Below are 16,187 nucleotides of genomic sequence, written 5' to 3' on the forward strand. Positions count from 1 at the left end.
AGACACCGCTCACGAGGCCTCGGGTCGGGGGGCGACACGTCCTCGCGCTGGTCCAGGGGTCGGTCAGGGGCCGGGCCACCGATCGCAGCCGCGGAGATCGATGACGGAAGGGGCGGCCGTGGAGGGAGACGGTGCCGCGTCGGGGGCAGTGATCGGGCGACCAGCGACCCGCGTGGGGTCGAGGCGATCGAGGTCGCCCCGCAGATCGGGACCACCGGCCACGTCGGCCAGGAGGAGGTGGGCGACCTCGGCCAGGCGACGGCGGTACTGGTCGAGCCGCCGGCGCTCGGCGGCCAGCCGCTCCAGGGCCACGGCGACCTGGGCGTCGGTGGAGGTGGCCAGGTGGCGGGCCCGATCGTCGGCATCGCCGAGCACCCGCTCGATGTGGTCGCCGAGACCGTGCCACGGTGACTCGGCCGCCGCGTCCGGCGAGGCCAGGAGGACGGTGGCGTGACGCCGGGCCTCGGCCAGGATGCGACGGGCTTCGACGTTGGCTGCGTCGATGATCCGGTCGGCTTGCAGCCCCTCGACGACCGTGATCTCGTCGGCGGGAGCACCGAACAGGTCGAGCTCGTGGCCGCGCCACGCCCGGAACGAGGCGTGCTGGTGGCGCAGGTCGTCGAGGTCGGCCACCCGGCGCCCATCGGCCCCCGCGGTCGGTGCCGGGACCGCGGCTTCGTCCTGGCGGTACCGACGAGCCGGACGGCGGCGCTTCATGCGGGCTGCTCCGACAGCGCGACCACCAGGTCGGCGAACGGGACCGCCTTGCCCCAGAGGAAGCCCTGGGCGTAATCGATCTCGGCGAGCCGGGCGTGCACGGCGTCGTCTTCGGTCTCGACGCCCTCGGCGACGACCCGCATGCCGAGGGCCCGGGCCATGGAGGCCACGGCGGTGATGAGGGATCCATCGGCGGTGGCGTGGGGGCTGGTGATGGACACGAGGGACCGGTCCAGCTTGACCAGGTCGACCGAGAGCGAGGTCATCTGGCCGAAGCTGGACCAGCCGGTTCCGAAGTCGTCGATGGCGAGGCGCAGGTCGAGCTCTCGCAGCCGATCGAGCGCCCGGCACGTGACGGGGTCGGGGACGATGCGCTCGGAGATCTCCAGGACGAGGTGCTCCCGCCCGACTGCGTGACGCCGCATCGCAGCGTCGATGCGGTCGGCCAGGTCCGGGCTGGTGGCCTCGTTGGCGCTCAGGTTGAGCGTGAACCAGGTGCCCGGTGCGGTCTGCTGCACGAGCGCCGCGTCTCGGCACACCTGGTCGAGGAGCTGATCGGTGAGCTGGGTCTCCAGCCCACCGGCGCTGGCGAGGAGCAGGAAGTCTTCGGGGCCATCGATGCCCGTGGGGGCAGAGGGCCATCGAGCGAGCGCCTCGGCACCGACCACCCGACCGGTGCTCAGCTCCACGATGGGCTGGTAGTGGGCGACGATCTCTCCGGTGCCGACCGCGCGCTCCAGCGCTTCCATGGCGGGGACCAGGAGGCCGTACTCGATGCTCGTGACGCCCTCGACCGGCTCGAGGGCCGCACCGTGGCGAGCGCGGTTCTCCGCCCCGTCGAGCACGGCGCGCGCCTCCACCTCGCTGGCGACCCGCGCGCTGGTAAGGATCACCTCGAGGACCGATCCCACGAGGGCGACCACCGCACCGTCGATGGCGGTGGGGTGGCGCAGGTTCCGTTCGAGGACGCTGCGCAGGTCTCGGGCCGCGGGGAGCGCGGACGGCTCGACCGCCACGAACAGGCCGCCACCGAGGTGGGCCACCGCGAGGCGGTCGTCGACGCTCGCCCGGAGGCGCTCCTCCAACCGGAGGAGGACCTGATCCCCCGCCGCCCGCCCGAGGTCGCGGTTGACCTCGGCCAGGTGGTCGACCTGGACGAACACGAGCCGGCCGGAGAACGAGCCGTGCGCATCGGCGTGGCGGGCCAGGTACGAGGCGAGCTGCGAACGCACCTCGGCCGTGGCCCAGCTGGCGTGGCCCATCGACACGTCGGGCTCCGGGGGGATGACGCGGACGGTCCGGGCCCGCCCGGGGGTCAGCCTCGACGCGAGCGGGGCGGCGCCCACGGGCGGGGCCGGGCGGCCCCGCCGCCGCAGGCGCGGCCGACGGTGGGAGCCCTGGGGATCAGGCGGTTGCGGCATCGTCAACATCCGGAGTGCAGAGGAGGGGGCGGGGGTGGTGCCATGGTCTGCCTGGCCCATCTCCAACCCGGATCGGGCCCGTGGATGACGGATCGACGAAGGATTCCCTCCGCCAGCGCTCGCGAGCTGACGACGGCCCCCGTCGCCGTCCCTGGCCGACGGTCGCCGGGGCGCGCCGGAGCGCGCACCCGGCAAGGGCGCGAGCGGCTGCGTGGAGCCGCCGGCCGGAGCCGAGCGGCGAACCCGCGGGTCAGCCCCCGGCGGAGACCTGGTTGGCGGCGACCGCCGGAGCCGGCCGCGGCTCGGTGAGGACGACCGCCGTGCGGGTGGCGTGCATCAGCGGCTCGGGGACCAGGCCGACCCCGATGGTGACGAGGAGGGCGATCAAGATGGCGATGCGGGCGCCGACCGGGACGGGGATCTTCGAGCCCTTGGGCTCGGTGTCGCGGTCGTACATCGCCAGCACGATGCGCAGGTAGACGAAGGCCGAGATGACCGAGCTGATCATCGCGATGAGCGCCAGCCAGTACGAGTGGGCGTCGACCGCCGCCCCGATGACCCCGAACTTCGCCAGGAAGCCCGAGGTGAGCGGCACGCCGGCCTGGGCCAGCAGGAAGATCAGGAACGAGAAGGCCACCAGCGGGGACCGCTTGGCGAGGCCCTCGTAGTGCGACAGCTCGTGGGCGTTGTCGCCCGTGCGGCCCACCACCGTGACGATGCCGAAGCTGCCGGCGACCATGAACGTGTACGTGGCCAGGTAGAAGAGCAGCGCCCGGGTGCCGGTGACGGTGCCGGCCTCGAGGGCCACCAGCATGAAGCCGGCGTGGCTGATCGACGAGTAGGCGAGCATCCGCTTGACGTTGGTCTGGCTGACCGCCAGGACGGCGCCGACCACGAGCGTGAGGACGGCGACGAAGTAGATCATCGGCTGCCAGTCGGTCCGGTAGGCCGAGAACGTGTACGTGAACACCCGGATGAGGCCGGCGAAGCCCGCCACCTTGACGCCCGAGGCCATGTAGGCCACCACCGGGCTGGGCGAGCCCTCGTAGACGTCGGGGGTCCAGGCGTGGAACGGGACGGCTGCCACCTTGAAGCCGAGGCCCACCAGCAGGAGGGCGAACCCGGCCAGCAGCAGCACGTTGTTGGTGAGGACGTGCGTGGCGAGGAAGGTCTGGATCTTGGTGAAGTTGGTGCTCCCGGTGGCGCCGTAGACCAGCGCGATCCCGTAGAGGAAGAACGCCGAGGAGAAGGCGCCCAGGACGAAGTACTTCATGGCCGCTTCGCCCGACCGGGCCCGGCGGACGTGGATGCCGGCCAGCACGTAGACCGCGATGGACAGGATCTCGAGGCCGAGGAACAGCACCAGGAGGTCGTTGGCGCCCACCATGACCAGGCCGCCGGCGGCGGAGAGGAGCATCAAGACGTAGGCATCAGGGCCTTCGAGGCGCTCCCGGCGCAGGTAGCCGTGGGTGAGGAACGCGGCCAGGATCACCGAGCACGAGATCGCGATGCCGAGGTAGATGCTCAGGCCGTCGACGCGCACCGCGCCGGCCACCGCCGAGATGGGGCCGTGGGCCCGCACCCGGAACCAGAGGAAGACCTCCGAGACGATGGCGGCCCCGGCGAGGACGATGGTGAGGCCGGCGTGCCACGGGAGGCGGGGCCGGCGGGGCGTGAGAGCGCCGATCACCATCAAGGCGACGGCGCCGGCGATCAGGATCAGGACCGGTTCGAGGACAGACCACTCGACCTGCGGCGTGGCGAGGCGTTGCACTTCGGCGAGCATCACTCACCCGCCCCTGCGTGATCGGCCTCGGCGCGGCGCTCGGACTCCGGCACCACCTTGTCGCCGCGGGTGGACACCTTGGGCTCCTTGTAGTCGGAGTTGACCTCGACGTGGTGCACCAGCTTGGCCACGGCCGGCTGGATGCGATCGAGGAAGGGCTTGGGGTACAGGCCCATGAACACGATGAGGAAGAGGAGCGGCGCCATCACGAGCCCCTCGGTGAACTTGAGGTCGCGGAACTTGGCGTTGGCCTCGTCGGGCTCGCCGTGGAACACCCGCTGGTAGGCCCAGAGCAGGTAGAGGGCGGCGAGGATCACGCCGCTGACGGCCACGACAGCCCACCAGCGCACGGTGAGGAACGAACCGATCAGGATGAGGAACTCGCCGACGAACCCGTTGAGGCCCGGCAGCCCGATCGACGAGAGCATCACCAGGGTGAACACGGCGGCCATGATCGGCGCCGGCTTCTGGAGGCCCTTGAGCTCGGAGATCTCCCGGGTGTGGCGGCGCTCGTAGATGAACCCGACCAGCAGGAAGAGGGCGCCGGTGGAGACACCGTGGTTGACCATCTGGAGCACCGAGCCCTGCAGGCTCTGGCGGGTCAGGGCGAAGATGCCCATCACGATGAAGCCCATGTGGGCCACGGAGGAGTACGCCACCAGGCGCTTGAGGTCCTTCTGCATGGTGGCGCAGATGGCTCCGTAGATGATGCCGATCACACCGAGCGTCACCATGCCGGGGGCGGCCCAGGTGGAGGCCTCGGGGAAGAGGTAGAGGCCGTAGCGCAAGAAGCCGTAGGTGCCGAGCTTCAGCATGACGCCGGCGAGGATGACCGAGCCGGCCGTGGGCGCCTGGGTGTGGGCGTCGGGCAGCCAGGTGTGGACCGGGAAGATCGGCACCTTGACGGCGAAGGCGATGGCGAACGACACGAAGATCAGGCGGCTGGTGTTCTGGGCCAGCACTCCCTGCTGGTTGGCGAGGGTCTGGAGGTCGAAGGTGACCGGGCCGCCCTTGGCGTGCAGGTACGAGAGGGCGACGACGCCCACCAGCATGAACGCCGAGCCGAACATCGTGTACAGGAAGAACTTGGTGGCTGCGTACTTGCGCTCGCCGTAGCCCCACCCGCTGATGAGGAAGTACATCGGGACCAGGACGATCTCGAAGAACACGAAGAACAAGAAGGTGTCGAGGGCCAAGAAGGCGCCGAGGCAGCCGGCCTCGAGGACGAGCAGCCAGGCGTAGAACGACTTCTCGTCGTCGTGGGGCGGGGCGCCGAGCATGGCGATCGGGAAGAGGATGCCCGTCAGCACCACCATCCAGAGCGAGATGCCGTCGACGCCGAGCTTCCACGCGATGTCGGGGTTCCTGATCCACTGCACGTCGTCGAGCAGCTGGAAGCCCGGGTCGTGGCGGTTGAAGAGGACCAGGATGCCGATGGTGAGGGCGCCGGTGACCAGTGCGAACAGCACGGCCACCTGCTTGGTGATCTCGGGGCGGCGCTTGGAGATGAGCGCGACGATCAGGGCACCGAGCACCGGCGTGAGGATCACGACCGACAGGATCGGGAAGGCGGGCGTGGCGGTGTGCACGGTCTCCGATGCGAACAGCAGGGCGCTCATCACGCCACCGCCTTGGTCAGGATGAAGGCGGCAAGGATCACGGCACCGAACGCCAGGCCCAGCGCGTAGTTGCGCACGAAGCCCGTCTGGGCCAGGCGGCCCTTCGACGAGGTGACCTTCACGCCGGTGGCGACGCCGTTGACGGCACCGTCGACGACGTGCTTGTCGAACCAGGCCACATCGTCGAAGCCCTTGCGGCCCGGGCCGCCCATGAAGGCGGCGATGGTGGAGTCGTAGTACCAGCCCTTGGCCAGCACCTTGAGCTCGATCTTGTCGGCGGCCTCGCCCTTGTTGCGGGAGTACACGAACCAGCCGAGGCCGATGCCGATGAGGCCCATGAGCGTGGCGCCGAACGCCAGCTCGACCTTGGTGGCGGTGAGCACGTGGAGGTGGTGCTCGCCGAAGTCGACGACCGGGGCGAGCCAGTGCTCGAGCGACTTGGCCCGATCCCAGAACGGCAGGTTGAGCAGACCGCCGAGGAAGGCGAGCGGGCCGAGGATGAGGAGCGGCAGGGTCATCGTCCACGGCGACTCGTGGGGGTGGATGACCCCGTTCGGGCCGACACCGTGGCCCTCGTGGACGCCTGCGGCCTCGCGCTCGGCGGCGAGCTCAGGAGCGGCCTCCTCGATGGGGCGGTCCCACTTCGGCGTGCCGAAGAAGACCATGATCACCTGGCGGGTCATGTAGAAGGCGGTGAGCAGGGCTGCGGCCATGCCGATGAGCCAGAGGACCCAGCTCTTGTCGAAGGTGGCGAGCAGGATCTCGTCCTTCGAGAAGAACCCGGCGAAGAACGGGAAGCCGGCGATGGCGAGCCAGCCGATCATGAACGTGTACGCCGTGATCGGCATCTTCTTGCGCAGGCCGCCCATGCGGCGCATGTCCTGCTCGCCCTCCATGCCGTGGATGACCGAGCCCGAGCCCAGGAACAGCAGGCCCTTGAAGAAGGCGTGGGTGATCATGTGGAAGATGGCCGCCACGTAGGCGCCCGACCCGATGGCCATGAACATGAAGCCGAGCTGGCTGACGGTGGAGTACGCCAGCACCTTCTTGATGTCGTTCTGGGCGACGGCGATGGTGGCGGCGAACAGGGCGGTGAGCGCACCGACCACTGCGATCATGGTGGGGACCCAGCTGGCCGACATGGCCAGCACCGGGTTCATCCGCACCAAGAGGTACACGCCGCCGGTGACCATGGTGGCGGCGTGGATGAGGGCCGACACCGGCGTGGGACCGGCCATGGCGTCGGGCAGCCACACGTAGAGCGGCAGCTGGGCCGACTTGCCGCAGGCGGCGAGGAACAGCATGGCGGCGATGACCGTGGCCGTGGTGGTGGCCAGGCTGGGCGACGCCGCCGTGATGCCCACGTAGTTGATGGTGCCGAGGGCGCCGAAGGTGAAGAAGATCGCCACCATGAACCCGAAGTCACCGATGCGGTTGGTGACGAACGCCTTCTTGCCGGCCGAGGCGTTGGCGTCGTCGGTGTGCCAGAAGGAGATCAGGAAGTACGAGCAGGCGCCGACGCCCTCCCAGCCCAGGAACGTGACGAGCATGTTGTCGCCCAGGACCAGCATGAGCATCGAGAAGACGAACAGGTTCAGGTAGAGGAAGAACTTGCTGAACTGGGGGTCTCCGTGCATGTACCCGATGGAGTACAGGTGGATCAGCGTGGCGATGCCGGTGACGAACAGGCACATGCTGATCGACAGCGGATCGGCGAGCAGCCCGAAGTCGACGTGGAGGCCGCCCGCGGGGAGCCACTGCCACAGGGTCAGGACGTACTGCCGGTCCCCCACCGATTCGCCCCGGAGGGCGATGAAGGTGGCGGCGGAGGCCACGAACGAGCCGCCGACGGCCGCGGTGGCGATCCACCCGGCCAGCGGTTCGCCCAGCCGGCGGCCGAACACCACGAGGAACAAGAAGCCGGCCAGCGGGAACGCCGGGATCAGCCAGAGAAGGTCGCGCACGTTTGCTCCCTCAGCCCTTCAGGACCGACAGGTCATCAGCGGTGGCGCCGGGGCGCCGCCGGAAGATCGACACGATGATGCCGAGGCCCACCACCACTTCGGCAGCGGCGACGACCAGCACGAAGAACACGGCGACCTGGCCGCCGAGATCGTGCAGCTCGCGGGCCATGACCACGAAGGTGAGGTTGACGGCGTTGAGCATGAGCTCGACGCACATGAACATCACCAGGGCGTTGCGGCGGATCAGGAGGCCCACCGCGCCGAGCGTGAAGATCATGGCGCCCAGCACGAGGTAGGCCTCGGGGGCCACGGAGGCGACGATCACGAGGTCACCTCTTCGGGGCCCGGGATCTCATCGGCCGGGTCGTCGTCGATGAACGCGTCGCGGCGGTGGCGGGCCAGGGTGACGGCGCCCACCACGGCGATGATGAGCAGCACCGACGTGATCTCGAAGGCCCACAGGTAGTCGGTGAACAGTGAGCGGGCGAGCTGCTCGACGTTGGGCGTGAGGTCGTCGATCTTGGCGTTGGCCGACGACTGGCCGGTGATGGCCCCGGTCAAGAAGACGGCGACCAGGCCGCCGAGCAGCAAGACCCCGGCCACCGCGGCGGCGGGGCGCTGGCCCTTGAGGTGCTCGACGGTGATGTCGTCTTGCTGATCGACGCCCAGGAGCATGATCACGAAGAGGAACATCACGACGATGGCTCCGGCGTAGACGATGACCTGGACCGCAGCGAGGAACTCGGCGTCGAGGGCGATGAACAAGACGGCGATCCCGAACAGGGTGAGGACCAGGCTGAGCGCCGAGTGGACCGGGTTCCGGAACAAGATGACGCCGAAGGCGCCGGCCAGGCAGATGGCGGCGCCCGCGAGGAAGACGGCGGTCTCCATCAGTGGCCACCCCCGTGGGACGCATCAGGTGCGGGGACGACGGGATCGGGGGCGGTCTGGCCCAGCTCGGGATCCTTCACGCCGAAGCCCAGCTCACCGCTCCAGCCGACCTTGCCGACGTAGTCGGCGCTGCCGCCGGGGGCGGTGGCGCGGACCCAGGCCGACGAGTTGCGGGCGATGTCGGCCAGGTCGGTCCAGTCCTCCCAGGGGAGCTGCTGGGGCAGGCCGTCGTCGTCGACGACCAGCTCGGCCTTGGTGTAGATCGCGTCCTCGCGGTTGGTGAACGAGAACTCGAACAGCTTGCTCTCGGTGATGGCCTCGGTGGGGCAGGCCTCCACGCACAGGTCGCAGTGGATGCAGCGCAGGTAGTTGATCTCGTAGACGAAGCCGAAGCGCTCGCCCGGCGACACCGGATCGGCGGGATCGTTGTCGGCCCCGCGGACGTAGATGCACTTGGCGGGACAGACACCGGCGCACAGCTCGCAGCCGATGCACTTCTCCATGCCGTCCTCGTAGCGGTTGAGCACGTGCCGGCCGTGGAGGCGCTCGGGCTTGTCGCGCTTGCCCCCTTCGTCCTTGGCGTACTCGCGCGTGACGCGCTGCTTCTTGCCCTTCTGGTTCCAGGTGACCTTGAACCCTCCGAGGTACCCCATCAGTCGATCACCCCTTCCAACACCCGGTTGCGCTTGGCAGCGCGCATCGCCATGGACAGCACCGAGGCGCACAGCGCCATGGCCACCACGCCGGCGAGCACGGTGAGGATCTGCTGGAAGACGGTCCAGCCTTCGTTCTGGGCCAGCTGCAGGGCGACCAGGACGAGGAGCCAGCCGAGCCCGAGCGGGATCAGCAGCTTCCAGCCGAGGTCCATCAGCTGGTCGTAGCGGACACGGGGCACGGAGGCCCGGACCCACACGAAGATGTACAAGATCACCACGATCTTGATGAGGAACCAGACGAAGCCCCAGGCCCAGCCGGGCCCGATGAGCACCGGCCCGTTGGGCCCGCCCAGGAACAAGGTGACGATGATGGCGGCCATCGTGATGGCGTTGAGGAACTCGGCCAGGTAGAAGATCGCGAACCGGAAGCCCGAGTACTCGGTCTGGAAGCTGCCCACCAGCTCCTGCTCCGCCTCGACGAGGTCGAACGGCGGGCGGTTGAGCTCGGCGGTGGCGGCCAGGCAGAAGATCACGAACGGCAGCAACCAGGTGGTCCAGAGGTTCCAGCCGAACATGCTCTGGGAGGCGACGATCCCGTTGGTGGTGAGGGTGCCCGAGACGAGCACGACGGCGAGCACCGAGAGGCCGAGCGCCGCTTCGTAGGAGACCATCTGGGCGCTGGCCCGGACCGAGCCGAGCAGCGGGTACTTCGAGCCGGACGACCAGCCGGCGAGCATGACGCCGTAGACCGCGATGGACGACATGGCCAAGATGACCAGGACGCCGGCGCCGGGGTCGGCGAGCTGCAGGTAGGTGTCGTGGCCGAACATGTGGACCACGCCGTCGTTGCCGTTGCGGAAGTCGCCGCCGAGCGGGATGAGCCCGAAGACGATGAACGCCGGGACCATCGTGAGGATCGGGGCCAGGCGGAAGATCCACTTGTCGGACTTGTCGGGGATGAGGTCTTCCTTGAGGAGGACCTTGAGGCCGTCGGCAAGGGTCTGCAGGATGCCGAAGGGCCCGGCGCGGTTGGGGCCGACGCGGTTCTGCAGGTCGGAGATGACCTTGCGCTCGAACCAGATCATCAACATGGTGGCGATCAGGGTGATCCCCAGGGTGATGGCCGCCTTGATGATGACGATGAGCACCACGCCGAAGTCGATGTGCCCGGCGAGCAGCGGGTCGTTGGCGAGCAACATCAGAGCGTCTCCACCCGGATCTCGGTGACCGCGCTGGTGGCATCGATCAGCACGGTGGGCGACGGATCGCCCTGGCCGATCGCCATGGCCACGGTGCCGACCGGCACCGATGCGTCGGGGGTGACCGACACCGTGAGCGAGCCGTGGGCCGACGAGACCTTCACCCGGTCGTCGCCCCCGACGCCGAGGCGGTCGAGGTCGGCCGGGTTGGCGGCGATGGCGGGACCGGCTGCGAGGCCCGCCAGCGACGGCGCGGCCTGCACGATGGTGCCCTGGTCGTAGAGCTTGCGGTAGGTGACGAGCCGCAGCGAGTAGGCGTCGAGCGCCGGCGCCTCGTAGGAGGGGGCGGCGAACGCGATGGTCTCGGGCGGGGTGGGACCCGACGAGACGGGCTTGGCCGCTTCGGCCTCGGCAGCCTGCTCGGCCGCCGCCGCGTCGCCGGCCGCCTCGTTGGCGGCGGCTTCGTGCGCCTGGGCCTCGTCGACATCGTCGGCGGCCTCGGCGGCAACGGCTTCGGTCTGGGCGGTGGCTTCGGCCTCGATCACCTCGGGGGCCGCCACGACGGCGACCTCGACCCGGGGGCGCAGGAGGATGCCGTCGGTCTCGTTGGCCAGCTGCTCGAGCGTGATGCCGGCGTGGATGGCCGAGATCTCGGAGATCTCGTCCCAGATGTCGTCGACGGAGGTGAGCTGCAGGTCGGCGCCCAGGCGGAACGCCAGCTCGGCGGCGATCATCCAGTCGGGGCGAGCCGTGCCCGGCGCGGTGACCTTCTGGTTGACCACGGAGAGGCGGCCTTCGATGTTGGTGGTGGTGCCGTCGACCTCGGTGAACCCGGCGGCCGGGAGGATGATGTCGGCCTCGGTGTTGGAGGCGTTCGGCAGGGTGTCGATGGCGATCACGGTGCGAGCACCGGCCACGCCGCGGGCGGCGAGCTCGCGGTCGGGGAAGTCGCCCAGCGGGTCGGCGCCCAGCAGGACGAGCGTGTCGATCTTGCCGTCGGCGGCGGCGGCGAGGATGCCGGCCGTGTCGAGGCCGGTCTCGGTGGGCGTGGTGGCCCAGAAGCGGTCGAACCAGCTGCGGCCGTCGGCGAGCGACACCCGGCCGGGGAGCATCCCGGGGGCGAGGCCCTGGTCGATGGCGCCGTGGACGTTGCTGCGCCGCAGACCCGACAGGAAGGTGGTCTCGGGGAAGGCTTCGAGCAGAGCGGCGGCGGCAGCCACCAGGGCGTCAGGGCTCTCGGCGACCGAGCCCCGGCCGAGCAGGACGGTGAAGCGGCCCGAGGCGAGCTGATCCCGGACGGGGGCGAGATCGCCCTCGCCGGCGATGATCTTGGCGACCAGCTCGTTGACGGCGCCGGGGGTGGTGCGCAGCGAGTGGGCGGCGAGCTCGGTGAGGGAGGTGGGCGCCGGGGCCAGCTCGATGACGGTGGCCTTGTGGCGGGTGACGGCGTCGCGGATGCGCAAGAACAGGACCGGCAGCTCGTCCTTGGGGTCGGACCCGATCACGAGCAGCGTGCCACCGGCGGCGCAGGCCTCGTCGATGGTCGCCTGCGGCAGCGACGCCACCACCTCGGCGGGCAGGCCGTCGCCCAGCTGGGCATCGACGGAGTCGGTCCCGATGACGCCCTTGGCCAGCTTGGCCCAGGCGTACGCCGACTCGTTGGTGAGGCGGGAGCCGCCGATCACCGCGGTGCCCGAGGGCCCGCTGCGGTCGAGGCCGGACTTGATGGCCCGGGCGGCGGCCGTGAGGGCGTCGGCCCACCGGGTCTCGGCGAGGGTGCCCGACACGTCCTTCATGAGCGGAGCGCTGAAGCGGGCCTCGGCGCCAACCGACTCGAAGCCGAAGCGGCCCTTGTCGCAGAGCCAGCTCCAGTTGACCGGGTCCGAATCGACGCCGACGTAGCGGAGCACCTCGTTGCGGGAGGCGTCGACCACGATGCGGCAGCCGGTGGCGCAGCCGGTGCAGGTGGACTCGACGACGTCGAGGTCCCACGGCCGGGCCTTGAAGCGGTAGGGCTTGGCGGTGAGGGCACCGACCGGGCAGATCTGCACGGTGTTGCCCGAGAAGTACGAGGCGAACGGGTGGTCGGGGAAGGTGTTGACCTGGGTGCCGTTGCCGCGGTCCTGGAAGTGGATCAGCGTGTCGCCGGCCACGTCCTTGGCGAACCGGGTGCAGCGATCGCAGAGGATGCAGCGCTCCCGGTCGAGGTAGACGTTGTCGGAGATGGCGATCGGCTTCTCGTAGTGCCGCTTCTCCTCGACGAACCGGCTCTCGCCCGGGCCGAAGGCGATGGTGTGGTCCTGAAGGGGGCACTCGCCGCCCTTGTCGCAGACCGGGCAGTCGAGCGGGTGGTTGATCAGGAGGAACTCGAGGATGCCGTCCTGGGCCTTCTTGGCCACGGGCGACTCGGTCTCGACCACCATGTCGGGGGCGACGGTGAGCATGCAGCTGGGCTGGAGCGCCGGGCCGCGGCCGGTGTCGACCTCGACGAGGCACATCCGGCACATGCCGACGGGCTCCATGCGGTGGTGGTAGCAGAACCGCGGGATGTAGACGCCGTTGCGCTCGGCGGCATCGATGACGAGCTCGCCCGGCTTGGCGTCGACCTGCTTGCCGTCGACAGTGATGGAGACGGTGGTCTCGGTAGGTGCGTCAGGCATCGGCCGTGACCTCGTTGGGAGCAGGAGCGGCAGGCAGGGTGTACGGGCCCACGAACGCGGGGCCCTTGACCAGGACGGTGGTCTCGGCCGGCCCGCCGAGGTACGCCTCGAACTCGTCCTTGAAGCGCATGATCGCCGAGGCGACCGGCGTGGTGGCGCTCTGGCCGAGCGGGCAGATGGTGGTCTGCTTCGGGGGCCAGTTCATGCCGACGGAGATGTTGTCGCAGACGTCGAGCAGGAGGTCGAGGTCTTCGGGGCGCCCGTGGCCGTCGACGATGCGCTCGAGGATCTTCTCGAGCCAGCTGGTGCCCTCACGGCACGGCGTGCACTTGCCGCACGACTCGCGGGCGAAGAACCGCACCAGGCGCAGGCAGGCCTTGACCATGTCGGTGTCCTCGTCGAACACCACGATGGCGCCGGAGCCGAGCATCGTGCCCATCTTCCCGACGACGCCGGCCTCGAGCGGGGTGTCGAGGTGCTCGGGGTACAGCCACGGGGCGGACGCACCGCCCGGGATGAACGCCTTGAGCTCCTTGCCGCCCCGGATGCCGCCGCCGTAGACCGGCGCGTACAGCAGGTCGCGGAAGGTGGTGACGCCGAACTCGACCTCGTACACGCCCGGGTTCTTCACGTGCCCGGACACGGCGAACATGCGCATGCCCCGGGAGTTCTCGGCGCCGAGGGCGGCGAACGCGGCGCCACCGTTCTCGACGATCCAGGGGAGGTTGGCCAGCGTCTCGACGTTGTTGACGATGGTGGGCTGGAGGTACAGGCCCTTGGCGGCCGGGAAGAACGGCGGCTTGAGGCGGGGCATACCCCGGTTGCCCTCGAGGCTCTCGATGAGGGCCGTCTCCTCGCCGACGATGTAGGCGCCGGCACCCCAGTGCAGGACGATGTCGACGGAGAAGTCGGAGCCCAGGATGTCCTTGCCGACGTAGCCGGCCTCGTAGGCGTCGTTGAGGGCCTGGGCGATGCGCTCCTGGGCGTGCGCCATCTCGCCGCGCACGTAGAGGAATGCCTGGCTGCAGCCGACGGCGTAGCAGGCGATGAGGACGCCTTCGATGAGCTGGTGGGGATCGCGCTCCATGAGGAGCCGGTCCTTGTAGGTGCCGGGCTCGGACTCGTCGCCGTTGACCACGAGGTAGCGGGGGAACACGCCGGGAGGGCAGAAGCCCCACTTCACGCCGGCAGGGAAGCCGGCGCCGCCGCGACCGAGCAGCGAGGCGGACTTGACCTCTTCGACGACGTCGGCGGGCTTCTTGGCCAGGGCGGCCTTGATGCCCTGGTAGCCACCGGTGCGGAGGTAGCCCTCGAGGGTGTGGCCGTCGGGGACGTCGAAGCGGGTGGTGATGATCTTGGGTGCGTCGGTGACGGTCATCAGCTCTCCGCCCCTTCGGCGTTGCGGGCCAGCCAGACCGGCTCGGGGACGCCGGTGGGATCGGCGGTGCCGGCGGCCTTGTCGGCGGGGATGTGCTGGCGGACCTTGGCAAGGGTGCCGTGAGGCGGGATGTCGGCCGCCAGGTTGCCGGCGCGGAGGTCGTCGATCAGCTGGTCGAACTCGTCGAGCGTGATCTTGTGGCGGTAGCGGTAGTTGACCTGGAGGCACGGGGCCTCGGTGCACGCCGCGATGCACTCGACGTCTTCGAGGGTGATCGCCCCATCAGCCGTGGTGCTCCCGGCCTTGATGCCCAGCTTGTGCTCGGCGTGGTGGAGCAGCTCCTCGCCGCCCATGATCTGGCAGGAGATGTTGGTGCAGATGTTGACCAGGTAGGTGCCGACCGGCTCCCGCTTGAACATCTCGTAGAAGGAGCACGTGCCGAGCACCTGGGCGGGCGTGGTGCCGACCAGCTCGGCGATGTGCTCCATGGCGTCGTCGGCGACGTAGCCGTCCTGCTCCTGGGCCAGGTGCAGCAGCGGGATGGTGGCGCTCTTGGCCACGGGGTACCGCGACCGGATCTCGAGCGCGGTCACGAGGTTGTCGTCACTGAACCGACTCATCGGTCGACTTCTCCCATGATCGGGTCGACGGAGGAGATGACGGCGACGGCGTCGGCGATCAGGCCGCCGTGCATCAGGTGGGGCAGGACCTGCAGGTTCACGAAGCTGGGGCCGCGCACGTGCATGCGGTACGGCTTGGCCGAGCCGTCGGACACGAGGTAGACGCCCAGCTCGCCGCGCGGCGACTCGACGGCCTCGTAGGCCTCGCCCTCGGGGACCTTGAAGCCCTCGGTGAAGATCTTGAAGTGGTGGATCAGCGCTTCCATCGACTCGTCGATGCGGGCGCGCGGCGGGGGCGTGACCTTCTTGTCCTGGATCCGGTAGTCGCCCTTGGGCATCATCTCGATGCACTGGCGCAGGATCCGCACCGACTCGCGGACCTCGTTGAGGCGGATGGCGTAGCGGTCGAAGCTGTCGCCGTAGGTGCCGACGATCACGTCGAACTCGACCTGGTCGTAGGCGAGGTACGGCATGTCGCGGCGCAGGTCCCAGGCGTAGCCCGTGGACCGCAGGATGGGGCCGGTGGCGCCGAGGGCCAGCGCCTCCTCGGCCGAGATGGAGCCCACGCCCTGGAGGCGCTCTCGCCAGATGGGCTGGTTGGTCATCAGGACCTCGTACTCCTCCAGCCGCTCGGGGATGGAGTCGAGGTAGGTGGTGAGCCGCTGCTGCCAGCCGTCGGGCAGGTCGGCTGCGCTGCCGCCGATGCGGATGAAGTTGTGGTTCATCCGCAGGCCCGTGATCATCTCGAGGATGCGGAGGCCCTCTTCGCGCTCGCGCCAGCCGTAGATCATCATCGACGTGGACCCGAGGTCCATGCCGTTGGTGGCCAGGAAGAGGAAGTGCGAGGTGAGGCGGTTCAGCTCGCACATGAGCATGCGGATCCAGGTGGCCCGCGGCGGGAGCTCGAGGCCGAGGAGCTGCTCGGCCGAGAGGCAGAACGCCAGCTCGTTGAAGATCGGCGAGGCGTAGTCCATGCGGGTGACGTTGGTGCCGCCCTGGAGGTAGGTGAGGGTCTCGGCCGTCTTCTCCATCCCCGTGTGGAGGTAGCCGATCACGGGCTTGGTGCGCAGCACGGTCTCGCCCTCGAGCTCGAGCATGAGCCGGAGCACGCCGTGGGTGCTGGGGTGCTGGGGCCCCATGTTGATGATGGTGGTCTCGGCGTCGTCGGGCGCGTCTTCCTGCGCCTGCGCCTCGGAGATCCGCAGGACCGATCCGACCTCTCGCAGCACCTCGGTGCCGCCCGCGATCGGACGCGGGGCCATCTCCTGGTCGCCCT

Annotated in this window: 13 protein-coding genes; all 13 read right to left on the minus strand. The window is 69.6% G+C overall.

Annotated elements, in window-relative coordinates; all coding sequences use genetic code 11:
- Nucleotides 1-63 precede the first annotated feature (63 nt).
- Entirely contained in the window at nt 64-717 is a 654-nt protein-coding gene (locus tag ACPPVX_RS07700; protein ID WP_426574310.1) for a hypothetical protein, read from the minus strand.
- A complete protein-coding gene (locus ACPPVX_RS07705; RefSeq protein WP_426574311.1) occupies nt 714-2,138 on the minus strand; it encodes a GGDEF domain-containing phosphodiesterase in 1,425 nt (474 codons plus the stop codon). Before ACPPVX_RS07705 ends, ACPPVX_RS07700 begins: the two co-directional genes overlap by 4 nt.
- A gap of 250 nt (nt 2,139-2,388) precedes the next feature.
- Nucleotides 2,389-3,924, minus strand: coding sequence for an NADH-quinone oxidoreductase subunit N (locus ACPPVX_RS07710; RefSeq protein WP_426574312.1), 1,536 nt, complete (start codon nt 3,922-3,924; stop codon nt 2,389-2,391).
- On the minus strand, nt 3,924-5,543 hold the full coding sequence (locus tag ACPPVX_RS07715; protein WP_426574313.1) for an NADH-quinone oxidoreductase subunit M: 1,620 nt from the start codon (nt 5,541-5,543) through the stop codon (nt 3,924-3,926). Before ACPPVX_RS07715 ends, ACPPVX_RS07710 begins: the two co-directional genes overlap by 1 nt.
- Nucleotides 5,543-7,507 (minus strand): NADH-quinone oxidoreductase subunit L, encoded by a 1,965-nt coding sequence (nuoL, locus tag ACPPVX_RS07720; protein ID WP_426574314.1) that lies wholly within the window; start codon nt 7,505-7,507, stop codon nt 5,543-5,545. The genes ACPPVX_RS07715 and nuoL overlap by 1 nt, the downstream gene beginning before the upstream one ends.
- A 10-nt stretch (nt 7,508-7,517) precedes the next feature.
- Entirely contained in the window at nt 7,518-7,829 is a 312-nt protein-coding gene (nuoK, locus tag ACPPVX_RS07725; protein ID WP_426575008.1) for an NADH-quinone oxidoreductase subunit NuoK, read from the minus strand.
- Nucleotides 7,829-8,398: an NADH-quinone oxidoreductase subunit J gene (locus tag ACPPVX_RS07730; protein ID WP_426574315.1), complete on the minus strand. Its 570-nt coding sequence runs from the start codon at nt 8,396-8,398 to the stop codon at nt 7,829-7,831. Before ACPPVX_RS07730 ends, nuoK begins: the two co-directional genes overlap by 1 nt.
- A complete protein-coding gene (locus ACPPVX_RS07735; protein WP_426574316.1) occupies nt 8,398-9,051 on the minus strand; it encodes a NuoI/complex I 23 kDa subunit family protein in 654 nt (217 codons plus the stop codon). Before ACPPVX_RS07735 ends, ACPPVX_RS07730 begins: the two co-directional genes overlap by 1 nt.
- Nucleotides 9,051-10,253: an NADH-quinone oxidoreductase subunit NuoH gene (nuoH, locus tag ACPPVX_RS07740; RefSeq protein ID WP_426574317.1), complete on the minus strand. Its 1,203-nt coding sequence runs from the start codon at nt 10,251-10,253 to the stop codon at nt 9,051-9,053. The genes ACPPVX_RS07735 and nuoH overlap by 1 nt, the downstream gene beginning before the upstream one ends.
- Nucleotides 10,253-12,913, minus strand: a complete 2,661-nt coding sequence (gene nuoG, locus ACPPVX_RS07745; protein ID WP_426574318.1) for an NADH-quinone oxidoreductase subunit NuoG — start codon at nt 12,911-12,913, stop codon at nt 10,253-10,255. The genes nuoH and nuoG overlap by 1 nt, the downstream gene beginning before the upstream one ends.
- Nucleotides 12,906-14,291, minus strand: coding sequence for an NADH-quinone oxidoreductase subunit NuoF (gene nuoF / locus ACPPVX_RS07750; RefSeq protein ID WP_426574319.1), 1,386 nt, complete (start codon nt 14,289-14,291; stop codon nt 12,906-12,908). Before nuoF ends, nuoG begins: the two co-directional genes overlap by 8 nt.
- The gene (gene nuoE / locus ACPPVX_RS07755) at nt 14,291-14,911 is read right to left on the minus strand and encodes an NADH-quinone oxidoreductase subunit NuoE (protein ID WP_426574320.1); all 621 of its coding nucleotides are present in this window, start codon (nt 14,909-14,911) and stop codon (nt 14,291-14,293) included. Before nuoE ends, nuoF begins: the two co-directional genes overlap by 1 nt.
- Nucleotides 14,908-16,173 carry an NADH-quinone oxidoreductase subunit D gene (locus tag ACPPVX_RS07760; RefSeq protein ID WP_426575009.1) on the minus strand — a complete coding sequence of 422 codons (1,266 nt, stop codon included), beginning with the start codon at nt 16,171-16,173 and terminating at the stop codon, nt 14,908-14,910. The genes nuoE and ACPPVX_RS07760 overlap by 4 nt, the downstream gene beginning before the upstream one ends.
- Nucleotides 16,174-16,187 lie beyond the last annotated feature (14 nt).

This window comes from Aquihabitans sp. McL0605, from assembly GCF_049993875.1.
Taxonomy (GTDB): Bacteria; Actinomycetota; Acidimicrobiia; order Acidimicrobiales; family Iamiaceae; genus Aquihabitans.